17 protein-coding genes are annotated in these 22,175 nt (G+C 72.8%); 6 read left to right on the forward strand and 11 right to left on the reverse strand.

Annotated features, from left to right (window positions below):
- Positions 1-51 precede the first annotated feature (51 nt).
- Positions 52-2,955, forward strand: coding sequence for a helix-turn-helix transcriptional regulator (locus ACGF5C_RS22590; RefSeq protein WP_393304502.1), 2,904 nt, complete (start codon positions 52-54; stop codon positions 2,953-2,955).
- On the opposite strand, the gene ACGF5C_RS22595 is transcribed toward ACGF5C_RS22590, so the two are convergent.
- The 5 genes from ACGF5C_RS22595 to ACGF5C_RS22615 form a co-directional block, all read right to left on the reverse strand.
- Positions 2,948-4,450 (reverse strand): B12-binding domain-containing radical SAM protein, encoded by a 1,503-nt coding sequence (locus ACGF5C_RS22595; protein ID WP_393304504.1) that lies wholly within the window; start codon positions 4,448-4,450, stop codon positions 2,948-2,950. The two genes, ACGF5C_RS22590 and ACGF5C_RS22595, sit on opposite strands and share 8 nt — an antisense overlap.
- 239 nt (positions 4,451-4,689) lie before the next feature.
- Positions 4,690-5,895, reverse strand: a complete 1,206-nt coding sequence (locus ACGF5C_RS22600) for a macrolide family glycosyltransferase (protein ID WP_393304506.1) — start codon at positions 5,893-5,895, stop codon at positions 4,690-4,692.
- Between the two features lie 328 nt (positions 5,896-6,223).
- Entirely contained in the window at positions 6,224-7,090 is an 867-nt protein-coding gene (locus tag ACGF5C_RS22605) for a class II fructose-bisphosphate aldolase (protein ID WP_393304508.1), read from the reverse strand.
- A complete protein-coding gene (locus tag ACGF5C_RS22610) occupies positions 7,068-8,015 on the reverse strand; it encodes a 1-phosphofructokinase family hexose kinase (RefSeq protein ID WP_393304510.1) in 948 nt (315 codons plus the stop codon). Before ACGF5C_RS22610 ends, ACGF5C_RS22605 begins: the two co-directional genes overlap by 23 nt.
- Positions 8,012-8,911, reverse strand: coding sequence for an SIS domain-containing protein (locus tag ACGF5C_RS22615; protein ID WP_393304512.1), 900 nt, complete (start codon positions 8,909-8,911; stop codon positions 8,012-8,014). Before ACGF5C_RS22615 ends, ACGF5C_RS22610 begins: the two co-directional genes overlap by 4 nt.
- A gap of 153 nt (positions 8,912-9,064) precedes the next feature.
- Here ACGF5C_RS22615 and ACGF5C_RS22620 point away from each other — a divergent pair, with 153 nt between their 5' ends.
- Positions 9,065-9,850, forward strand: coding sequence for a DeoR/GlpR family DNA-binding transcription regulator (locus ACGF5C_RS22620; protein ID WP_393304514.1), 786 nt, complete (start codon positions 9,065-9,067; stop codon positions 9,848-9,850).
- A gap of 32 nt (positions 9,851-9,882) precedes the next feature.
- Here the strand turns inward: ACGF5C_RS22620 and ACGF5C_RS22625 are convergent, their stop codons facing one another.
- Positions 9,883-10,875 (reverse strand): helix-turn-helix domain-containing protein, encoded by a 993-nt coding sequence (locus ACGF5C_RS22625; protein ID WP_393304516.1) that lies wholly within the window; start codon positions 10,873-10,875, stop codon positions 9,883-9,885.
- Positions 10,876-10,940: 65 nt separating this feature from the next.
- Here ACGF5C_RS22625 and ACGF5C_RS22630 point away from each other — a divergent pair, with 65 nt between their 5' ends.
- The 3 genes from ACGF5C_RS22630 (at position 10,941) to ACGF5C_RS22640 (ending at position 15,229) form a co-directional block, all read left to right on the forward strand.
- Positions 10,941-12,158, forward strand: a complete 1,218-nt coding sequence (locus tag ACGF5C_RS22630; RefSeq protein ID WP_393304518.1) for an MFS transporter — start codon at positions 10,941-10,943, stop codon at positions 12,156-12,158.
- Positions 12,159-12,282: 124 nt separating this feature from the next.
- Positions 12,283-13,953 (forward strand): glycoside hydrolase domain-containing protein, encoded by a 1,671-nt coding sequence (locus ACGF5C_RS22635; RefSeq protein ID WP_393304520.1) that lies wholly within the window; start codon positions 12,283-12,285, stop codon positions 13,951-13,953.
- 241 nt (positions 13,954-14,194) lie between these two features.
- Positions 14,195-15,229 carry a questin oxidase family protein gene (locus tag ACGF5C_RS22640; protein ID WP_393304522.1) on the forward strand — a complete coding sequence of 345 codons (1,035 nt, stop codon included), beginning with the start codon at positions 14,195-14,197 and terminating at the stop codon, positions 15,227-15,229.
- 117 nt (positions 15,230-15,346) lie between these two features.
- On the opposite strand, the gene ACGF5C_RS22645 is transcribed toward ACGF5C_RS22640, so the two are convergent.
- Both ACGF5C_RS22645 and ACGF5C_RS22650 read right to left on the reverse strand, forming a co-directional pair.
- Positions 15,347-16,102 (reverse strand): class I SAM-dependent DNA methyltransferase, encoded by a 756-nt coding sequence (locus ACGF5C_RS22645; protein ID WP_393304524.1) that lies wholly within the window; start codon positions 16,100-16,102, stop codon positions 15,347-15,349.
- Positions 16,103-16,249: 147 nt separating this feature from the next.
- On the reverse strand, positions 16,250-16,705 hold the full coding sequence (locus ACGF5C_RS22650) for a hypothetical protein (protein WP_393304526.1): 456 nt from the start codon (positions 16,703-16,705) through the stop codon (positions 16,250-16,252).
- Positions 16,706-16,835: 130 nt separating this feature from the next.
- Between ACGF5C_RS22650 and ACGF5C_RS22655 the strand changes: the two genes are divergently transcribed.
- Entirely contained in the window at positions 16,836-17,003 is a 168-nt protein-coding gene (locus ACGF5C_RS22655; protein WP_393304528.1) for a hypothetical protein, read from the forward strand.
- Here the strand turns inward: ACGF5C_RS22655 and ACGF5C_RS22660 are convergent, their stop codons facing one another.
- The 3 genes from ACGF5C_RS22660 to ACGF5C_RS22670 are packed head-to-tail and all read right to left on the reverse strand — an operon-like array spanning position 17,004 to position 22,077.
- Complete coding sequence (locus tag ACGF5C_RS22660; protein ID WP_393304530.1) at positions 17,004-17,642, reverse strand: hypothetical protein; 639 nt, start codon at positions 17,640-17,642, stop codon at positions 17,004-17,006.
- On the reverse strand, positions 17,639-20,041 hold the full coding sequence (locus ACGF5C_RS22665; protein WP_393304531.1) for an FHA domain-containing protein: 2,403 nt from the start codon (positions 20,039-20,041) through the stop codon (positions 17,639-17,641). Before ACGF5C_RS22665 ends, ACGF5C_RS22660 begins: the two co-directional genes overlap by 4 nt.
- Complete coding sequence (locus tag ACGF5C_RS22670; protein ID WP_393304533.1) at positions 20,038-22,077, reverse strand: serine/threonine protein kinase; 2,040 nt, start codon at positions 22,075-22,077, stop codon at positions 20,038-20,040. The genes ACGF5C_RS22665 and ACGF5C_RS22670 overlap by 4 nt, the downstream gene beginning before the upstream one ends.
- Positions 22,078-22,175: the final 98 nt, after the last annotated feature.

A 22,175-nucleotide genomic window follows, 5' to 3' on the forward strand; every position in this document is an offset into this window, starting at 1 on the left:
CCGGACCGCCTCGCTATCGTTCCTGTCGTGCACTGCCGATCCCGAATCATCGTGGGCCGTGACGCGGAGCTCGGCACGTTACGGGACATGCTGGAGGCGGCCCGCGCCGGGAACGGCGGGGCCGTCTTCCTCGTCGGGGAGGCCGGCATCGGCAAGTCGCGGCTGGCCGCGGCGGCGGTCGAGCTGGGCTACACCGCCGAGATGAGCCTGCTGCGCGGGCGCGGCAGCACGCTCGGCGCCGGGGTGCCGTTGCGGCCGCTCACCGAGGCGGTGCTCTCCCTGCTCCGCTCCACGCCGGTGGACGTCGCCGCGCTCGGCCCGTACGGTCCGGTGCTCGGGCGGCTCGTGCCGGACTGGGGCACACCCCCGACCGGCCAGGAGGGCGGGTCGGTGGTGATCCTCGCCGAGGCCGTGCTCCGGTTGACCGGTCTGGCAGGCCGGGACCGCGGGTGCCTGATGGTCCTGGACGACCTGCAGGACGCCGACGCCGAGACGCTCATGGTTGTCGAATACCTCATCGACAACCTCGACCAGCAGCCGACCCTGCTGCTGGGCACCATCCGGGCCGACGACTCGCCGGCGCTCGAGGTGGCCCGGGCGGCGGCCCGGCGCGGGCGGTGCACCCTGATCGCGCTGGACCGGCTCGGCTCGGACGACCTGCCCGCGATGGCCGGCTCCTGCCTCGGCGTGGCGGGCGAGGAGCTGCCGGCGGCCGCGACCGAGCTGCTCTGGGGCAGCAGCGGCGGCAACCCGTTCCTCATCGAGGAGATCCTCGCCGCCATGGTGGAGAACGGGCTGCTGCTGCCTGGGGCCCAGGGCTGGCAGCTCGCGCCGCAGCCGCCCGCCACACTGCCGGCCGCCTTCACCCGCAGCATGGCCCACCGGATCGAGAAGCTGGGCCCCCAGGCCCGGCAGCTGTTGTCCTGCGGCGCCCTGATGGGGCAGCGGTTCCCGGTGGCCGTGGTGCAGACGGCCACCGGCCTGAGCGACCGCGACCTGCTCAACCACTTGCACGGCGACCTGGTGGCCCAGTTGGTGATGCCGGACGACCAACTGACCGACTGGTATGCCTTCCGGCACCGGGTCACCCAGGAGTCGCTGCTCGCGCTGGTCGAGCCGGCCGACCGAATGGAGTTGGCCCGCACCGTCGCCGACGCCGTGGCGAAGGTCCACCCGGACCTGCCCGGTGAGTGGTGTCAGATCTCCGCCACCCTGCACCTGGACGCCGGCGACACGGCGACGGCCGGCCGGCTGTTCGCCGAGGCCGGGCGGCGGGCCCTGGCGCAGGGCGCCCCCACCTCGGCCGTCGCCCTGCTCGACCAGGCCTGGGAGTTGCAGGCCGACGGGACGGCCGAGGCCCGGGCTGACACGCTGGAGACCCTGTTGCAGGCCCTCGGCGAGGCGGGGCTGGTGAAGCGGGCGCTCCACCTCGTCAACAGTCCCGACCAGGTGGCCGGGCTCGACCCGCGACGGCGGGCCCAGCTGCACACCCGGTTGGCGTGGACCGCGGTGGTGGCCGGCCAGCTCACCGACGCGTCGGCCCAGGTGGAGATCGCCCGCGAGCTGCTCGGCGCGGACGCCCCGGCGGAGGACACGGCCCCGGTCGACATCGTCGCCGCGCACCTGGCCCTGGACACTCCGGGGCAGGACCAGATGGCGGTCGCCGAGACCCTGGCCCGCCGGGCCGCCACGATCGGTGCGGCGGTTCCCCTGCCGGTGGTGGCCTGCCAGGCATGGCAACTGCTCGGCGCGTTGGTCCGGCACCGCGACCCGGCCGAGGCCACCCGCTGCCTGGAGCAGGCGCGGTCGATCGCCGCCGAGCACGACCTGCCGATCTGGGAGGTGCACGCGCTGATCCGGCTGGGCAACGACGACGCGTTGCGGCACGGCACGCTGGACCGGCTGGAAGAGGCGCGGGAACGGGCTCGGCAGACCGGCGCGGTGACCGCCCGCCAGCAGGCCGAGGCGAGCATCGCGCTGCATCTGATCATGCGGGGCGACTACCTGTCGGCACGGGACCTGATCGACCAGGTGCTGACCGCGACGACCCGCCTCAAGCTGATCGAGACCACCCAGTACGCCCTGTTGCTCCGCGCGGTGCTCGGCGCCCATCAGGGCCGGCGGGCTGAGATGGAGCACGCGCTCGTCGAGTTCCGGCGCTGGGACGGCGACGAAGGCCTGCACGCGCAGCGGGTGCACGGGCTGGCGGGGACGTTCTGCGCGCTGCTGGAGGAGGACCGCCCGCGGGCCCTGGCCGAGTTGTCCCGGGCGGTCGAGGCCGAGGAGACCAGCCCCACCGTGTTCCACCTGGGCGGGCGGCTCGGCCTCCAGTTGCTGCTCAGGGCGATGGCCGGCGAGATCGACTGGGAGGCGTACCAGGCGGTCACCGGCACACCGGCGAGCCGGCTGCGCTGGGACCGCCAGTTCGCGCTCTTCGCCCGGGCGGTCCTGCTCGGCCGCTCCGGCCAGCACGAGGCGGCCACGGCGACGGTGGCCGAGGCGGTGCAGGTCGGCGATCTCTACGCGATGGGGCGACACCTCGCCCTGCGCCTGGTCGCCGAGGCCGCGCTCGCCGACGGTTGGGGCACCCCGGTGGAGTGGCTGCGCGCCGCGGAGGACTACTTCCACCAGGCGGACGTCGCTCCGGTGGCCGGCGCCTGTCGTACGCTGCTGCGTCAGGCCGGCGCCCGGGTGGCGCAGCGGCGGCGCGGCGCGGCGGAGATCCCACCCGCGTTGCGGACCACGGGCGTGACGGTACGCGAGTTCGAGGTGCTGCGGCTGCTGACCGGCCGGCTGAGCAACCGCGAGATCGCCGAGCGGCTGCACCTGTCGCCCCGTACTGTCGAGCGGCACGTCTCCAGTCTGATCACCAAGACCGGGCTGCCGAACCGGATCGCGCTGAGCGACTTCGCCGCCGGCGCTCAGGAGGAGTGGACGGTGCGGCCGGTCAACTGACGGTCGCCGCCCACGCCTTCTTGGCGTTCTTCCAGGTCGGAGAGTTGACCTCGTCCCAGGCGCGGTGGCGCAACTCCTCCAGGACCTCCGCCGGCACCAGGGTGCCCGTCATGTTGGCCCGGTAGATGTTCATCGTGTCCGGGTCGAAGTCGGGGCTGATGTGGCCGCCCGCGATCGCCATGTCGAACAACGGCGCGCCGGGCAGCGGTACGACGAGGAAGAAGTTCGCGGCGTCCAGCCCGTAGGAGACGTGCTCCTTGGCGAGTTGGATGGTCGTCTCGATCTCCTCCAGCGTCTCGTCCGGGTAGCCCATCATGTAGTTGCCGTAGATCTGGAAGCCGTACTCCTTCATGGCGACGATCAGCCCGGGCAGGTCGGCCTTCTCGATGTTGAGCTTGTTGCTCGCGTACTTGCGGATGATCCGCAGGTTGCCCGACTCGAAGGGCATGTTGATCTGCGTGAAGCCCGCGTCGGCCATCGCCTCCAGGACCTCGTGGTCGGGCTTCCAGCGCTTGAGCAGGTGGATGAGGTTGATGCCGTTGAGGTCGCAGATCGTCACGCCCGCGCCCTGGATCTTCTTGAGCAGCCGGAGGCCGCGCCGCTTGTCGCCCAGGAGCGAGTCGTCCTCGATGAACACGTTGTCGACGCCCAGGTTCTTCAGCGTCTCGATCTCCGCCAGCACCCGGTCGTCCGACTTGACGCGGAACTTGCCGATCGGGCCGCTGGGGCTCCCCTCCTGCTCGCCGGCGATGTGGCAGTACGCGCAGTGGAACGGGCAGCCGAGCGACGTCATCATGGTCGCGTACCGCAGCTCGGCGCCGGGCTCGAAGAGGCCGGAGTGCGGCCGGGCGATGGTCCAGTACCGCTCGTTGGGCAGCAGGTCCCAGGCCGGCATGGGCAGGGTGTCCAGGTCCCACACGACGTCCTGCGCCCGCGCGGGGTTCATCCGGATCCGGCCGTCGTCGAGGAAGGCGACGCCGTGGATGTCGGCGAAGTTCGGGTGCGCCGACCGTCGTACGGCCTCGACGATGTCGATGATCGTGTGCTCGGCCTCGGACAGGCAGACCACGTCGAAGCCCGCCCCGAAGAACTGCGGCAGCCGCGACCGCGCGTTGACCCCGCCGGTGACGAGGAGCTTCTCCGGGTAGGCCGCCCGGATGAGCCGCGCGCAGTGCAGGACCATCGTCTCCTGGTCGGTGAAGATCGAGGTGATGCCGACGATGTCGTGGTCCCTCACCACCTCGAGGATCCGCTCGTCGCTGACGCCGGTGCGGAGGAAACCGCTGGGCAGCGGCGTGGGGTTGGCGAAGATCTCGTCGAGCGGGTCGGCGCCCTCGCCGACGCAGGCGTCGAAGACGCGGACGTGCACGCCGTGCTCCCGCAGGGCTCCGCCCAGGTTCGGGTACGCGAGCGATCCGTTCGGCTTGCACACCGTGCCGGGGGCGGTCTGGTTCGGCGGGTACAGCAGCAGCACGCTGACGTCACGAAGACCCATGGCAAAATACTACCTAGTTTTGAAGTGGAAACAAGGACCACGATGGCGCAGACCGACATCGGCATCGATATGTCAAGTGGACGGTCCGCGCCCTCGCGGGCCGGCGGACAGGCGGCACCCACCCACGGGCGGTCGCCTGCCACGCACACCGGGGACGGCCCGGCCACGCACACGGGACGGCAGCCGGCCACGCCGCCCGGTCACGACGCCGGCCCGCCGGGCGGCGGGGACGGGGAAGGTCAGGGCGCGACCCGCTCCAGGTACGCCTCGACCTCGTCCGCCGCCCGGGCCGGCCCACCGGCGGCAAGGATGTCGCGCCGCATCTCGCGGACGCGCTCCCGGACGGCGGAGTCGGCCGCGAGCCGTTCCACGGCCTCGCGGATGCTGGCCGGCTCGAGCTGGTCCGGCCGCAGAACGGAGCCCAGGCCCAACTCGATGACGCGCTCCGCGGACGGGGCGGCCTCGGTCGCGAAGTGCGGCACGAGCACCAGGGGGACGCCCGCGGCGAAGGCCTCCAGCACGGCTCCGGTGGTGCCGTGCGTCAGGCACGCCGTCGCGTGCGCGAGCACGGAGTGGAACGGGATCCACTGGTGCGCCTCGACGTTGGGCGGCAGGGGGCCCAGCACCGCCGGGTCGAGGAAGCCGCCGATCGCCATGACCACGTGCCAGGGGGTGTCGGCGAAGGCCTGCGCGCAGGCGCGGAAGAACTCCGGGTGCTCGTTGAACTGGTTGCCGAGCGAGACGAGCAGCACCGGCGCGTCCGGCCGCGGGGGCTGCCAGCCGGGCTGGCCGTCACGGCCGGTGAGGGTGGGCCCGACGAACGCGAACCGCTCGTCGAAGGTCTCGGCGAAGGGCTGGAACAGCTTCGGCAGGAAGACGATGGTGAGGCCCTCGATCTCGTCCCAGTACTCCTTGACCGGGGTGTCGACGCCGTACTGCCCGAGCAGGTCGACCAGCACCGAGTGCACGGCCTCCACGTCGGCCGGGTGGCGTTGGCCGTTGCTCTTCCACAGCTCCTTGAACAGCGAGTAGTGCTCGTTCGCGGCGAAGCCGCCGGTGAGGCGTACGGCCGGCCGGTTCCACCGGGTGGCCAGGAGCCGCCCCGCGATGAACGGGAACACGTCGTAGACGACGAGGTCGGGCGGGTTGTCCCCCAGCGCCTCCTCGGCGGCCCGCAGGATGGCCACGTTCTCCCGGACGTACACCAGGTGCAGCTGCGTCTCGGCGTCCTCCTGCTTGACGACCTCGGGCACGTGGAAGGTGTCGAACTCGGACTTGTACAGCGCGACCTCGGCGCCGGCGGCCTTGACCTCGTCGGCGAACAACGGGGTCGTCACGTACGTGATCCGGTGCCCCCGCCGGGCCAGCTCGCTGACGAGGCCGAGCGACGGGTAGACGTGACCGTGCCCCTGGACGTTGGCGAAGAGGATGTGACGCTGGCGCATGGGCTCACTCCCGGCTGGTCGTCTCGGCGTTGTCAACGCGGCGCGTGCGCGCGGAGCGGTGGCTCCGCTGGGATCTGGCCGCGCCCGCCGACAAGGGCGACGACGGCGCGACGAGGAGCCAAGGCTTTAAACATATATAGCACAATGGATCGAGGCGTCGCTATGTCGGAAGATCCGGCGACGGCCGCGCGTGCCGTCGGCCCGTTGCGCTGCCGGGCAAGGGCTCCGCCGGTGGAGCGCCGGGGCGTCGGCGGTGGGCAGGGCGGGCGGTGGAGCGCCGGATCCCGTCGGCGGTGGGGCCGGCCGCCGGGGCGGCCGGCCCGGTGGTTCAGCCGAGGGCGGGCGCCCCGGACGGCTCCGGCAGCACGGCGAGCAGCTCCGCGACGGCGGCGGTCATGGCCTCCCGGCCGGCGCTCAGGTAGCGCCGGGGGTCGACCGAGCCGTCCGTGGCGAGCGCGGCCCGGACCGCGCCGGTGAACGCCACGTTGAGTGCGGTCCCGACGTTGACCTTGACGATGCCGTTGCCGACCCCGGCCCGCAGCTCCCCGAAGGGCACGCCGGACGACCCGTGCAGGACCAGCGGCACCGGCACGGCCTCGCGCAGCGCCACGATCAGCTCCTGGTCCAGGGTCGCCGTCCGGGTGGTCATCGTGTGCGAGCTGCCGACGGCGACGGCGAGCGCGTCGACGCCCGTCTCCGCCACGTAGCGCGCCGCCTCCTCCGGGTCGGTGCGGACGCCGGCGAGGTGGGCACTGGCCGGCGCTCCCGGCTTGCCGCCGACGTGGCCCAGCTCCGCCTCCAGCCACAGGCCCTGCTCGCGGGCCCAGTCCGCCGCGGCGCGGGTGGCCGCGACGTTCTGGTCGTACGGCAGCGCGCCGGCGTCGAACATCACCGAGCTGAATCCGGCGTCCGCCGCCTGGCGCAGCAGCGTGACGTCCTCCACGTGGTCGAGGTGCAGGCCGAGCGGGACCGGGCAGAGGCGCGCGACCTCGGCCGCCGCGGCGGCGATCGGCAGCACGCCGGCGTGGTAACGCACCGCGTTCTGGCTGATCTGCAGGATCGCCGGGCGGTCGGCGGCGGCAGCGCCGGCGGCGATCGCCTGGGCGTGTTCGAGCGTGATGACGTTGAAGGCCAGCACGGCGGTGCCGGCGGCGCGGGCGGCGGCGACCAGTTCAGCGGTGGCGGCGAGCGGCATCGGTGACCTCCTCGACGGTGACGTGGGTGAGCAGCCGGTCCGCCGTGGGGGCGTCGAAGTCCCCGGCGTACGGCGAGACGACGGCCGCGGCCGAGATCGCGGCGGCCCGGGCGAGGGTGCGCGGCCACGGCTGCCCGGTGGCGAGTCCCTGGGCGAGGACGGCGGCCAGGGCGTCGCCCGCGCCGGTGGGGTTGCCGAGCAGGGTCTCCGGCGCGCGCACCTCGTACGCGGTCCCGCCGGCCACGGCGACGAAGCCCTGGGCGCCGCGGGAGACCACCGAGGCCCCGGCTCCCAGGTCGCCCAGCCGGTACGCGGCGGAGACCGCCTCCGCCCGGGTGCGGGGTGCGGCCCCGACGATGTCGGCGATCTCGTCCGCGTTGGGCTTGACCACGTCGGGGCGTGCGGTGAGCGCGTGGTGCAGCGCGGCCCCCGCCGCGTCGACCAGCACGGCCGCCCCCGCCGAGTGGGCCGCGACGGTGAGGTCGCGGTACGCGGTGACCGGCACGCCGGGCGGGCAACTGCCCGAAAGCACCACGACCGCCGCGGACGCGACGGCGGCGTCGAAGCGTTCGGTGAAGGCGCCCCACTCGGCCGCCGTGACGAGGGGGCCCGGTTCGTTCAGGACGGTCGCCGCTTTCGGGGACACCACGGTGACCGTGCGCCGGGACTCGCCGCCGACGGTGGTGAGGTCGGCCGGGATGCCGGCGTCGCGTAGCTCCTCCCGGATGGTCTCGCCGGTCGTGCCGCCGGCCAGGCCCAACAGTCGGGTCCGGGCGCCGAGCAGGGACAGCACGCGCGCCACGTTCACCCCCTTGCCCCCGGCCCGGCACCGCGTCGTGGTGACCCGGTGCGAGGTGCCGGGAACGAGATCGGGCACCGTGTAGGTGACGTCGATCGCCGGGTTGGGACACACCGCGAGGATCACGGTCGGCTCGCGGTCGCCGGCAGCACGACCGACCGGGTGAGGTGGCGCGGCCGGTCCGGGTCGAGGCCCTTGCGGTCGGCGACCGCGACGGCGAGCCGCTGCGCGGCGACCAGCTGCGCCATCGGGTCCGCCGGGGACTGGACGACCGTGGCGCCGGTGGCAGCCACGTCCTCCCGCAGGCCGTCCGGCGCCGGCCCGAGGATCCACACCGCCGACTGCGCGTCGGCGACGCTGATGGGACCGTGCCGGTACTCCATCGCGGGGTACGACTCCGCCCACGCCTGCGCGGCCTCGCGCAGCTTCAGGGCCGCCTCGTGCGCCAGCCCGACCGACCAGCCGGTGCCGAGGAAGGTGAACTGCCGGCGGTCGAGCAGCGCCGGGTCGACGGGGGTGGCCAGGACCGCGCGGGCGTCGTCGACCGCGGTGCCCAGTCCGGCGCCGACGGCGCAGCGCCACAGCGCGAGCGCCGTCGTGGCGAACCGGGTCTGCACGACCGACCGCTCGTCGGCGAAGTCCAGCACCACGGACCGGTCGGCCAGCCGCGTGGCAGCCTCGTCGGGGACGGCGGTGACGACGGTGGACCGCTGGCCGGCGGGGAGGTCGGCGAGCAGGCGGAGCACCTCGGTGGTGGTCCCGGAGCGGGTCAGGGCGACGACGCGGTCGTAGCGGCGGTGGTGCGGGAACTGCGAGGCCGCGAAGGCGTCGGTCTCGCCGCCGGCGGACTCCCGCAGCGCGGCGAAGCACTGCGCCATGAACAGCGACGTGCCGCACCCGACGACGGCGACCCGCTCACCGGGTGCGGGCAGCGCCGCGGTCACGGCCGACGACCGGGCCAGGCTCTCGGCTCGCGACCACAGCGCGGGCTGCGACGTGATCTCCTCGGTGATGTACGCCATCGACTGTCACCTCATGCAATAAGTGTGCCGTAAAATTGCAACTTGTTGCAGGACGCTACGACGACGGGTCGCACCGGTCAAGGTGGGCCGGGCACCACGGGCGAGCCGATAGGGTTACCCGCCGGGTGTGTCCAGGGACCGGAGTGCGCGACGATGAACCGCTACGAACGGTGGAACAAGCTGCTCGAGATGCTGGCCGAGCAGGGCCAGCTGGACATCGAGACGACCGCCGCCGCGCTGCGGGTCAGCGGCGCGACGGTGCGCCGTGACTTCGACGAGCTCGCCGCCCAGCAGCTGGTCACCCGGACCAGGGGCGGCGCCGCCGCGAGCAACGTGGCCTACGACCTGCCGCTGCGCTACAAGGCGGGCCGGCACGCACCGGAGAAGCAGCGCATCGGCGAGGCCGCCGCCGCGATGATCGCCCCGCACTCCACCGTCGGCATCAACGGCGGCACCACCGCAACCGAGGTCGCCCGCGCCCTGGCGCTGCGCGCCGACCTGGCCGCCGACAGCCGCGCACCGGCGCTGACGGTGGTCACCAACGCGCTCAACATCGCCAACGAGCTCATCGTCCGCCCGCACATCCGGGTCGTCCTTACGGGAGGGACGGCCCGGCCCCACTCGTACGAGCTGGTCGGTCCCATCGCCGCGACGATGCTCGACGGGGTGGCGTTGGACGTCGCGGTGATCGGGGTGGACGCGATCGACCACCGGCACGGGGCGAGCGCGCACCACGACGGCGAGGCGGCCGTCAACCACACCATGCTGGCCACCGCGACCCGCGCGATCGTGGTGGCGGACGGCTCGAAGCTGGGCCGTCGCGCGTTCGCGCGCATCTGCACCGTCGGCGAGATCGACACGCTGGTCACCGACACCGGCGCGGACGACGAGCAGGCGGCACTCCTGGCCCAGGCCGGAGTGACCGTGGTGCGGGCCTGACCGGCCGCGTCACCCGGCGTGCGCCGGCCCTGTCACCCACTCCCGGCGAGCGCCTCACCCAGCGGGGTGCGCCGGTAGAGCACCGTGCGGCCGGTGCGGGCACGGGCAACCAGCCCCGCGTCGCGCAGCACCGCCAGATGACCGCCCACCCCGCCCAGGCTGGCCCCGAGCTGGGCGGCGAGCTGGCTGGTGGTGGCGGGCGCGGCAAGCGCCCGCAGCACCGCCGCCCGCCCCTGTCCGACCAGCCGGTCCAGCGCGTCCTCCGGCCGGCCCGGGTCGGGCGGCCCCAGCAGTTCCGCCACCCCAGAGGCTCGGTAGACGACGGCGAACGGCCACGGCGGGTCGACGTAGGTGATCATGGTGCCGAAGACCGTGGGGACGAAGAGCAGGCCCCGCCCGTCGAGTCGGCGGACGTCCGGGTCGCCGTCGGAGACCTCGATCGCCCCGACGGCCCCGCCGGGCGCCCACCGCAGCCGGGGGTCCAGGTCGGCGACAGCCGCCCCCCAGCCGTACGCGAGGAGCCGGCCGGCCCGGTGCAGCAGGTCCCGTTCGAGGACTGCGCGCAGGCGGGGCCAGTCCGGCTCGACCAGGGTCGCCCAGGCGGCCTCGATCGCGTCCGCGAGCAGCTCCACCACGTGGGGCGAGTCGTAGATCCGGCGAGCGTACGCCGGTGGGGTGCCGCGTGGACCGGCGAGGTTGCGGGCCAGTTCGCCGCGGGCCTGCGCGAGCGGGGTCGCCCGTACCACGGCCAACTCCTCGGCGAAGTCCCGCCCGGTGCCGTCCGGTGGTGGCTGGATGAAGTCCGCGTTGTAGCCGCCCCGGCGCAGCAACGCCAGCAGCGCGCCCACCGCCGGCAGTTCCCGCCGCAGCCGCTGGTACCCCGGTCGCGCCCGGGCCACCCACGGCGCCAGCACGGAGGCGGGGTTCTGCCCGGCGCAGAGCCGCAGCGCGGCCACCGCCTCACCCAGCGGGGAAATGGCGTAGCGGCTCGCCGCGACGTCGGCCAGGGTCACCTCGATCCGCACATCGCACCTTTCGTCGGACAGCGAAAGGATAGGCCGACCACCGGAACGGCCCGCACGATGCCCGGATGACCGCCACCTCCACCAGAGCCGGCGCCGGGCGGCCCGCCGCCTACCGGGACGCCTTCGCCGTCGCCGAGTTCCGGGTGCTCCTCGGCAGCTTCGGCGTGTTCATGATCGGCGAGACGGTGAAGATGCTCGCCCTGTCCGTGCTCGTCTACGAGCGCACCGGCTCGGGGCTGCTCGCCGCCCTGGCGTACGTGACCGGGTTCCTGCCCCACGCGCTGGGTGGGCTGTTCATGCTCGCGCTCGCCGACCGGTGGCCTCCGCGCGCGGTGATCGTCGGGTACGACCTGCTCCGGCTCGCCCTGGTGGTGGTCCTCGCCCTCGGCGCGCTCTCCCCGGCAGGCATGCTGGTCCTGGCCGCGGCCGTCGGCCTGCTGGCCCCGGTCGGCAGCGCCGCGCGCACGGCGCTGCTGCCGGAGGTGCTGCCGGGCGACGCGTACGTGCTCGGGCGGTCCCTGCTCACCGTCGCGGCGGGCGGCACCCAGGTGGCCGGGTTCGCCCTCGGCGGGCTCCTGCTCGGCTGGATCGGCCCGTACGGCGCGCTGTGGGTGGCCGCCGCGACGTGTGCCGTCTCGGCCCTGCTCGTCCGCGCCGGGCTCGCGGCGCGACCGCCCCGCGCGGGGCGGGACGGTTCCGGGGCGGTCCGGGAGACCTGGCGGGTCAACCGGGCGCTGCTCGCCGACCGGCGGATCCGCGGGCTGCTGCTGGCGCAGTGGGTGCCCGGCTCGCTGCTGGTCGGGGCGGAGGGCGTCGCCGTGCCGTACGCCGCCGGTCTCGGTCCGGACGCCAGCGCGGGCGTGCTGTTGATGGCCGCCGCGTCCGGGATGCTCCTCGGGAACCTGTTGGTCGGGCGGTTCGTCGCCCCCGCCCGCCGGGAGGCGTGGACACCCTGGCTCGCGCTGCTGCTCGGCGTACCCATGCTGGCCTTCGCGGCCCGGCCGGGCCTGTGGCCGGCGGCGGCCCTCTTCGCGGTGGCCACCGCGGGCTTCGCCTACCAGCTCGGTCTGGCCCAGCGCTTCCTCGACGCCGTTCCGGAGGCCCGTCGCGGTCAGGCCTTCGGGCTCCTGAGCGCCGGTCTGATGGCGGCCCAGGGCCTGGCCGCCGCAGCCGGCGGGGCCCTGAGCGACGTGCTCCTTCCGGGCGCGGTGATGGCGCTGGCCGGTGGCGCGTCGCTCGCGGCGACGCTGGCGCTGTGGCGCGTCCTCTCCCCGCCACGATAAGGGTCGACCATCGAGATTGGTCTCTGGCTATACCCGCCCGCGACTGGTAGAAATTTTGCAACGCGGTTCACCCGTTGGCAAAATTCTTCCCCAGAGTGAGGCTTCGATGACGATAAGAAGGATCATGGCGAGCCTCACGGTCGCCATCGTCGGTTCGGTGGGGGCGGTGACCCCGGCCTGGGCGGCCCCCACCGAGGACCGGACCGTCAGCTACCGCGGCTACCGGGTGGCGGTACCCGCCGGCTGGCAGGTCGTCGACCTGGCCGAGGACCCCCACGCCTGCGTCCGGTTCGACCGGCCCACCGTCTACCTGGGCCACCCAGGCGACGAGCCCTGGTGTCCCTCCGGCCTGGTCGGGCGCACGGCGGGACTCGTCATCGAACCGATCGACGCCGTCACCGCCGACCGCCTCACGGCGGACACCGCCGTCACGACGAGCGGCCGGGCGACCGTGGACGCCCCGCTGTCGCGCGACGGCACCATCCAGGTCGCGGTGCGCGACGCCGGCGTCCTCGTCACGGCCGCCCACACGCCGGACACCGAGGCGACGGTCCGCCGCATCCTGGCCTCCGCCAGCATCGGTCGCGGCGCCACGCCGGTGCCCCTGGACCCCGCGCGCACGGCCGCCGCGCCGGCCTCGGTGGCGCCGCTGGCGGCGGCCGGTCCGCAACCGGGCACCTACACCGGCAAGGGCTTCGACACGTGCACCGCCCCGGCCCAGTCGACCATGGACGCGTGGCGCAGCAGCTCGCCGTACCGTGCGGTCGGCATCTACATCAGCGGCGCCAGCCGGTCCTGCACCCAGGCCAACCTGACGGCGACCTGGGTGACCAACCAGACCAACAAGGGCTGGCACCTGATCCCCATCGAGCTGGACTACCAGGCCCCCTGCGGCACCCGCACGCCGAAGATGTCGTACGACCCGGCCACGGCCCGGTCGCAGGGCGCCACCCGGGCGGCCAGCGCGGTGAACGCGGCAAGCGCGCTGGGCATCCCCGCCGGAAGCGTGATCTACAACGACATCGAGCACTACCCGTCGAGCGAGTCGTGCAAGGCGGCGGTGCTCTCGTACCTGTCCGGCTGGACCGAACGGCTCCACCAGCTCGGCTACCTCTCGGGCATGTACTCCAGCGGCTCCTCCGGTGTCCGAGACCTGTGCGCCGCCTACGACGACCCCCGGTACACCCGCGTCGACCACCTCTTCTTCGCCTGGTGGAACGGCGTGGCGGACACCGACGCCGGCAGCTACTGCCCGGACGGGCACTACGCCAACCGTCAGCGGATCCACCAGTACACCGGGGACAGCTACGAGACCTGGGGCGGGGTGCGGATCTACATCGACCGCGACTACCTCGACGTCTCGGCCGGGACCACGCCGCCGCAGGAGTTCAGCGTCACGGTCGACAACACCACCGCGGGTCGGTTCACGGCGAGCGCGAACTGGGGGACCTCGACCTATTCCAGCCAGCGGATCGGTCCCGACTACCGGTTCGCCGACCCGGTCTCCGCCAGCGACGTGGCCTGGTACAAGGCGAACCTGCCCGAGACCGGCGCGTACGAGGTCTCGGTCTGGTACCCCGCCGCCTCCGGCTACAACGACTCGACCCCGTACATCGTGGCCACCACCGGCGGCAACCAGTCGGTACGGGTCAACCAGCGCCTCAACGGCGGCCGGTGGGTGTCGCTCGGCGTGTTCACGCTGGCCGCCGGCGACGGCGACAAGGTCGGCGTGAGCCGGTGGACCAGCGGCACGGGCTACGTCATCGCCGACGCGGTCCGCATCACCCGCGCCTGAGGCAGGTCACGGCGGCCCGCCGGTCCACCGACGCCGTGCCGGTGGACCGGCGGGCCACCTGCCCCGGGACATCGACGCGGCGCCGGCCAACCGGCCGCACGGTCGTAGGTGAGGAAGAGCGCGCCGCCGTCGACTCCGGGAGCCGTGCGGCTTCCCACCGAGCCGTTTCCGCTCGCCTCCGGCCTCCGCAGCGAGCGGCGGGCTTGACCTCAAGCGCGGTTCAGGTCGCAGCATCGTGGACATGGCAGACGGAATCCTCGACGAGGCGTTCGCACGGCTCCAACGCACCGGCCCGGAGCGCGACGGCTGGTTGTCCAACCACGCGCCGATGGCCGCAGAAGCCCTGGTCCGTCACGGTCACGGGGATCTCGTCCACCGGTGGCTGGACGCCTACCTGGACCTCCTGGAGCCGCGACCGAGAGGAATCGCCCCCATCGCCGCCGACGAGTGGCGTGACCCCCTCGGCGATCCCACCCGCACCGGGGACTGGCTCGACTACTTCGACCGCGAGCTGACCCTCGGCCCGTGGCGCGAGGTGCTGGCTCGCTGGTGGCCCCGCCTGCTTCCCGGCATCGCCGCCGGCGCCACCCACGGCGTGATCCGGGTCGGCCATGCCGTCCGCGCCCTGCTCGACGCGCAGACCGGCACACGTGTCGCCGAGCTGGGCCACGGCCTCGCCTACTGGGCCGCCCGATGGCAGCCGCTCGCCCCGCCGGGCGTCGGCCCCTACCCGTTGACCGATCCGCGCTCGGCGCTGGATGCCGTCCCGAGGGTCCCCGACCAACGGTTCGGCATCCGCGCCCGTCTCGCCCAACTCGCCGACCTGCCCGAGTGGCCGGCCGCTGCCGGCGCCGTACCCGGGCGTGCCGAGGATCAGGTTCTCGCACGGCTGGCAGCCGTCGTCGAGGCCGCCGTCACCCGCCATGCCCACCACGGATACGCCAAGCCCGTCATGCTCGTACACGCGGCGACCGCTCCCCACGCGGTCCTGCGGACCCTGCCCGCCCTGCCACCGGCGCTGTGGAGGCCGAGCCTGGCAGCTGCGTGGGCGGCGGCAGCCGCCGTCACCGCCGCGTACTCCCCCGCCGTGGCACGCCGCCCTCCTGATGCAACGCCGGCGACGCAGGCTGCCGAGCTGATGTCCCTGGCCGCCGGTACCGGCGACGCCCACGCGATCAAGTTCGCCGACACGGCCATCGACACGCACGCCCGCACCGGCAACCCCGCGACGATCAGCCTGGCGATCCACTCCGTCCGCCAGATCGCCGCCGACTGAGAACTCCCGGCGCACGTGCCGCCGCGACCTCGACGACGCGACCTGGCTCCGCGCCCGCGCCTGAACCACTGGATTCGATACGTTCCCTGCCGCGCGGAAGCGGCCAATGGGGCTCGACTAGCCCTCCTCAGCGGAGTTGAGTGGCTTGCGCCAGACCGACACGTGGCTCTCGCTGTCGGACGTGAAGGGAGTGCCGTTCCAGTCCGCCACCCGCTGCTCCCGCGCCAAGCCGGCCAACCGCGCCATGAGGTCGCACTCGGCAGGCCAGATGTAGCGGAAGTTGCTGTAGCCGTAGCGCGTGCTCCCGTCGTCCAGCCGCCGGTAGTGGTGAGAGGTCCCCTGCTGCGTGACCATGTCGTAGGTGTCGAAGCCGACGTGCCGGTCGGTCACCTCGAACGGCACCGCCGCCTGCCCCGGCGGGAACCGCCGGATACCCGGCACCCACAGCTCGACGACGAAGCGACCACCCGGCGACAGGTGCCGGGCAGCGTTGCGGAAGCACTGCACCTGCTCGTCCTGGGTGCGCAGGTTGCCGATGCTGTTCCACACGACGTACACGAGCGAGAACTGGCCGGGGACGGTGGTCGTGGCCATGTCACCGACGACGACCGGCAACTCCTCCGCGGGCACCTTGCGCCGCAGCCGGTCGACCATCGGCTGCGACAGCTCGATCCCGGTCACAGAGATGCCTCGGGCGGCGAGCGGGATCGCCACCCGACCCGTGCCGATCGCGAACTCCAGCGCGGGGCCGGAGCCCGCCAGCCGGGCGAGGAAGTCCACGGCGGGGTCGAGCACTTGGGGTGCGAACATCTCGGCCGAGAGGTCGTCGTACCGCTCCGCGGTGTCCTCGTCCCACAGGTCGCTGCTCGTCACGGGCGCGAGCCTGCCCGCCTTCCTGTTATCACGCCACCCATTTTCGAAGGGGCCACGACCACGGCCTCGCAGATGCTGTTCGGATTCACTGACTCAGTCCTCGCCTTCGCGCGGACTGACGTCAACCGAGATGACCATCCCGTGACTTCAGGTGACCGGGTGCTCGATCTGGGATCGTGCCCGCACAAACATGTCGTCCGGATCGCCTGTCTGCGGAAAGCCGATGAAGGCCACTATGCCGATGCTGTGGTCGTCCGCCCAGGCGCAGGTGTTGACCCAGACGCCCTGATCCTCTCCCCTGCCGCAGCGCGCTTCACCGCCCATCGGTCCGGGTCGCGTGGGTTCGACCTCCGACAACCTTGGCAGTGTCGCGAAGATGCGGTCGAGTGCCGCAGTCGGGTTTGGCACCGTGCCGGATACTCCGCTCACAACAATCGTGTACTTGTCATCAGCAGTGGTGTAAGCAGTTGCGACCGCGCTGGTTGCGTCGCCGTCAAGCAGCGTCTTCAAGGCGCCCACGCTCTGCTGCGCCGCATCCCGCCACTTTCGGTTCCTCGACTCCGGCCAGCCACTCAGGAGCTTCTCGGGCTTGTCGAGACGCATGGCTACAGCCGGTGCGGGAGAGGGTTGGGCGTTCCCCGTCCGCTGCGCCGTGTCCGCAGGCCGCGCCAACACGCCCACAATCAGCAGACCCCCGACGACCAACGCACCCATCACCATCGCGCGCCGGCGTGTGGCCGCCACGTTCGTTCCCGACATCTGTCACATCCTCGAAGCCCTCGTCGTGCCGACGTCGCCGATGCCTTCCTGCAACACGCTGCGCCGGTTGATACTCGGTTTTTCCCTGGGGGCGATGAAGTTCGCTAGCCGTGCGACGTTGAACCACGGTGCCACCGGGTGACTAGTCAGGCACGACCTCGCCGGTGATGGCGCGGGAACGCTGCGCGACGGCTGCGCTTATCGGTGCGAGTGCCGGTAGGTGCATGCCCTGCGGGCCGAAGATCAGCCATGCGATCGCGACCGCGTACCACGGCGCCGCCGGGCCGTGCAGCATCAGCGGATTGCCCTCCTGGTAGCGGAGGATGAACGACCACTGGGTCAGGTCGGCGGTGAGGTCCAGTACGCCGTTGTGCCAGAAGCTCAGCATGTTGCCCTGGTAGTCCCCGAGCAGCCGCTGGTTGGTGAGGATCATCCGCACCTGCGCCTGGTCCCGCCACTGGACCGCCGCCATCGCCTGGGCGCGGCTGCGGGCACTGGCGTTGCTGATGGCGTCACCGGCCATGCCGGCGAGCACGAAGCCCGTCGAGCCGAACCAGAAGTGGCTGCTCTCCCGATACTGCACGGCCGTGCCGTAGAAGCGTGCGTAACCCAGTACCGTGTCGCCGAAGATCGTTTCGTGCTGGCTCAGCCGCAGTCCGCTGGGCGGCAGCGCGACCAACTGGCCACCACGCGCCAGGTGCTCGTACAGCCGGCACGCACTGCTCCAGCCGTCACGCAGGACGGCTTCGAGCGCGGCGGCAGAATCCTTACGGCGGCTCACGTGCGGTTCCTCCGGCTTCCCAGTACGGGCTCGTGGCGGCGTAGCGCCCACCGCACCATCGCGGTCAGCAGTACGGTCTGGCCCGCCAGAACGGCCATCGCCCAGCTCCACGCGCCGGTGGTGTGCGCCCAGAGTGCGTCCGGCGCGGGCTTCAGCATTATCGCGCGCAGGTCCACCGAGGCAGCTGCGGCGGCGTAGCCCCAGCGGGCCGGGGCAAGCCAGGAGAGCTGTTCGATGCCGGCGCGCTCGACCACGGCGAACAGCCCGCCGCAGAGCACGAGCTGCGCCATCACGAGCCCGACCAGCACCGGCATCGTCTGCTCGCTGGTGGACACGTAGACGCTGACCAGCAGCCCGAGCACGGTGGCTGCCAGCGTGGTCAGCCAGACCACCGCGATCAGCTCGACCAGCGGCACGCCCAGCACGAGTGCCTCGGGTGGCGCCGGCCGGCCCACCATGCCGAGCAGGACGAACAATGCCGCCTGGAACGCGTTCAGCACGGCGAACACGGCCAGCTTCGCGCTCAGGTAGGCGCCGGGTGCCATGCCCACCGCTCGTTCCCGGCGGTAGATGGCGCCCTCCCCGACGAACTCCCGGATGCCCCCGGCCAGCCCGATGAAGACCGCGCCGATGGTCAGGATGACCAGCAGTTGGGCGGCCTCCGTGCTGCGCCCGGGCGGCTGTGCGGGCAGCCCGAGGCCGTCGGAGCCGGGGACCACGTGCAGCAGGGCGGCGAGGCCCACCGGCAGGCCGAGGGAGAGCGCCGCGTACAGCCGGTCGGCGACGGTGACGGCGACCGTGCGGCGGGCCAGGATCGCCATCTGCCGCCACCATCCCTGGCGCGGCGGCGGCACGGTGGCCACCACCCGCTCGCTCGGCGGTGCGGCCTTGGCCGGCGGGCGGGTGGCCGCGAACTTGGCGGCCCAGACGTCCGGTTCGGCGGCGACCGCGGTGAACACGTCGGCGTACTCGGCCGCCCCGAAGAAGTCGAGCAACTCGTCCGGCGGGCCGAAGTAGGCGACCCTGCCGCCGCGGGCGAGTACCAGCACCCGGTCGCACACGCTCAGGTGCAGCGGGCTGTGCGTCACCACCACGACGGTTCGGCCGCGATCGGCCAGCTCGCGCAGGCCGTGCATCACGTCGCGGTCCAGCGCCGGGTCGAGCCCGGAGGTCGGTTCGTCGAGGAAGAGCAGCGAGGGCTCGGTGAGCAGCTCCAGAGCCACCGAGGTGCGCTTGCGCTGTCCACCTGAGAGCGTGTCGATGCGCTGGTCGGCGTGTGCGGTGAGGGCGAGCTGGGCGAGCACCTCGTCGATGCGCTGGTCCCGCTCCGCAGGCGTCACGTCGGCGCCGAAGCGCAGCCCGGCCGCGTAGCGCAGGGCACGGCGTACGGTCAGCTGGCGGTGCAGGATGTCGTCCTGCGGCACCAGGCCGATGCGGTGCCGCAGGTCGGCGTACTCGGCATAGAGGTCGCGGTCCTGGTAGCACACCGTGCCGGCCTGTGCCGGGCGGTTGCCGGTCAGCGCCCCCAACAACGTCGACTTGCCGGCACCGCTCGGGCCGACCACCGCGAGCAGACTGCACTCGTCCAGCTCGAACGAGACCCCCGACAGCAGGTTCCGCGTGCCGACCGTGACACCGAGCCCTTCGGCGCGCAGCGACACCCCGCCGGCGTCGACGTAGTCGTGCAGTGCGCTGCCGTCGAACACCATCTGGTGGTGCCCGAACGAGAGGAGGTCCCCGGCCTTCAGCACCGCCTGCTCGACCTGCCGCCCGTTGACGTACGTGCCGTTGCGCGTACCCAGGTCGATCACGCGGAATCCGGCGCCGTCCCGGACAAGGTCGGCGTGGTAGCGGGAGACCAGCAGGTCGTCGAGGACGATGTCGTTTTCCGGCGCCCGCCCGATCAGGATCCGATCCGCGGTCGGGTAGCTGGCCGAGGGAGTCCGGCCCAGCGCGAATCGTGCACCAGGTGGTGGCTCGGCCGCGGATCCGGGCCCGCTCGGCCGTACCTCCGTAGACAGGCCCGGCTGCGCGGAATCGGTCACCGGCGGCGGGGCGGCGGGAAGCCCTTCCGGGCGGAAGGTGAGCACCGGACCGTCGACGGCGTTGCCGAGCCGCACCGCGCAGGCGACCCCTATCTCCAGCTCGTGCACCTGACGGCCGTCGAGGAACGTGCCGTTCCGGCTGGCGAGGTCACGCAGGTGCCACCGTCCGGCCTGGTAGGTGATTTCCAGGTGCTCGCGGGAGGCCCGCGAGTCGTCCAGGACGATCGGACAGAGGGGATCACGGCCGATCCGCAGCGGCCCGCCGGCCGCGGTGACCCGTCGCTCCCCGTCCTCACCGGGTACGCCGACCAGCAACGTGGCGCTCGCGCCGCCACCTACCTCGGGGGCGGTCATCGGTTCGCTTTGGGTTTCGGCAGCCGCTTGGCCATCGACGTCGCCATTTTGATCAGGTCGCTCTGGTGACTGCCACCTTCGTAGTCGTTCTGGATCGCGACCTGAAAGAGCACCTGGCCCGAGCGGACGAAGATCATCGCGTAGACGCCGTTGGAGCCGCTGACGGTGATCCCGACCGACTCCTCACCCAACTTCGGCACCGTGAACGGCCGCCATCCGCACCGCTCGGCCGCCTTGCGGGTGGCATCGAGGAACGGGTCGGCCGCGTTGCCGTAGAAGCCGGCGACCGCTGAGCCGAGGTACGGGTACTGGCCGCTGGACACCCAGTAGCCGTTGCTGCTGTGCGCCCCGATCGCATCACCGCGAACGTTGCCATCTGTGCAGAGCGCAAGCTTGGCCAGGCCGTTGTGCAGCGCGTTGCTGGAGGAGCTCGTATTGACCAAGTCCCGGTCCTTGAGCTTCATCGCGGAAACGACGTCGGCCACCGACAGCAACACCGGCTCCAGTGCGGTCACCGCCGGCGGCGGGGAGGCACGGTCGATGCTGGGGGTCGGACTCGCACCGAGGCCGCCGGGCAGGCTGCCTTGGCTGAGGCTCCACACCGACGGTACGCAGCAGGCAGCCAAGAGGACCGTTGCCACAATTCCGATGATCATCGGGGCTTTGGACTTCTTCCGAGGCTGGCCGGGCGCCCCGGGAAAGCCGGACGGCCCCGGGCCAGGCGGCAGCGGGTAGTCCGACGGCCCCGGAGCCGGCCGTGGGCCGGGCGGCAACGGGTAGCCCGACGGCCCCGGAGCCGGCCGTGGGCCGGGCGGCAACGGGTAGCCCGACGGCCCCGGAGCCCCAGACGGCCGTGGGCCGGGCGGCAGCGGGTAGCCCGGCGACGCAAGGTTGCCCGACGGCGGGAAGCCGGGCGGCCCGGAGGTGGGCGGCAACGGAGAGCCCGACGGCCCAGTGGTGGGCGACAACGGAGAGCCCGGCGGCCCGGAGGTGGGCGGCAACGGAGCGCCCGACGGCCCAGAGGTGGGCGGCAGCGGGGACGGCTGCGGTGCCCCGCCGATCGCGGTCTCCGGCGGCGCGGCGTGCAGCGCGTTGACCCAGGCCGCCGCGGCGGCCGGCCGGCGCTCGGCGGTCACCGCGACCATCGACAGGATCCCGCGGATCACCCGGTCGTGCCCTGGGCCGAGTGCCGCGGTGAGCCGCTGGGTCATGCCGTCGAGGTCGCCGGGCACCGGCATCTCGCTGGTCACTGCGTAGTAGACGGTCGCGCCGAGGGCGTAGCGGTCCGTGGCCGGGGTGTACTCGCCCCGGGCCAGGGACTCCGGCGCCATGAACGGCGCCGTGCCGTACACCCGGGCGGTGCCGCTGGTGCTACGCAGCCGGACCAGGCCAAAATCGACCAGATAGGCCCGCCCGGTGCCGGAGACCAGGATGTTGGCCGGTTTTATGTCCCGATGCAGGACCGGTATGCCGTCGGTGTCCTGGCCGCTGTGCAGATAGTCGATGGCCTCGGCGATCGGCTCAAGCGGCTTGAGGATGCTCAACCCGCGCACCCCGCCGCTCTCCAACATTTCCTGGAGGCTGCGGCCTTCGATCCACTTCATCACGAAGTACAGCCGTGGCGAGGTGTCCGTGGTGGACTCTCCGGCCGGATGCGGCGGCGGGCCGACGAAGACCTCTTTGACCTTCACCAGCGCCGGGTGTTCGAGTTGGGTCGCCAGCGCCGCCTGTAGCCGAAGGCCCTCCAAGCCGCGGTCGGTCTGGTCCTCCGCCGGCACCCGGAGGATCTTCACCGCGTACGAGAACGCCACGTCTCCGTGGTGCTCGCGAGCTCGCCAGACCTCCCCCTCGCCACCAGCGGCGCGCCGCTCAATCAGCTCATACCGGTCCGGCGCGTCCGGCGGTCCCACGTAGCTGTGCTGCGCAACCGACACGATGGTCATCGTGCCAAACGGTACTGACGAATCAAAATTCGTGCTCCTATGGCAAGCCTGCACCCTTGCACCGCTTAGAAAGTCCATCGCGGCCCGCGGCAAAGCCGGCGGAGCCGACCGCAAGCCGAGATACCGACGGGACTTGCGCGCTCGCCGCGAGTCTCCGCTCCGGACGCCGGCTACTCCCGCCGCCGCAGCGG

The organism is Micromonospora sp. NPDC047620 (genome assembly GCF_043205005.1).
GTDB lineage: Bacteria > Actinomycetota > Actinomycetes > Mycobacteriales > Micromonosporaceae > Micromonospora.

Coding starts and splice junctions, on each gene's coding strand:
- ACGF5C_RS22595 (WP_393304504.1), bottom strand. CDS start 4,450: ATGGGTCTTCGTGACGTCAGCGTGCTGCTGCTGTACCCGCCGAACCAG.
- ACGF5C_RS22600 (WP_393304506.1), bottom strand. CDS start 5,895: ATGCGCCAGCGTCACATCCTCTTCGCCAACGTCCAGGGGCACGGTCAC.
- ACGF5C_RS22605 (WP_393304508.1), bottom strand. CDS start 7,090: ATGCCGCTCGCCGCCACCGCTGAACTGGTCGCCGCCGCCCGCGCCGCC.
- ACGF5C_RS22615 (WP_393304512.1), bottom strand. CDS start 8,911: ATGGCGTACATCACCGAGGAGATCACGTCGCAGCCCGCGCTGTGGTCG.
- ACGF5C_RS22620 (WP_393304514.1), top strand. CDS start 9,065: ATGAACCGCTACGAACGGTGGAACAAGCTGCTCGAGATGCTGGCCGAG.
- ACGF5C_RS22630 (WP_393304518.1), top strand. CDS start 10,941: ATGACCGCCACCTCCACCAGAGCCGGCGCCGGGCGGCCCGCCGCCTAC.
- ACGF5C_RS22635 (WP_393304520.1), top strand. CDS start 12,283: ATGGCGAGCCTCACGGTCGCCATCGTCGGTTCGGTGGGGGCGGTGACC.
- ACGF5C_RS22640 (WP_393304522.1), top strand. CDS start 14,195: ATGGCAGACGGAATCCTCGACGAGGCGTTCGCACGGCTCCAACGCACC.
- ACGF5C_RS22650 (WP_393304526.1), bottom strand. CDS start 16,705: ATGCGTCTCGACAAGCCCGAGAAGCTCCTGAGTGGCTGGCCGGAGTCG.
- ACGF5C_RS22665 (WP_393304531.1), bottom strand. CDS start 20,041: ATGACCGCCCCCGAGGTAGGTGGCGGCGCGAGCGCCACGTTGCTGGTC.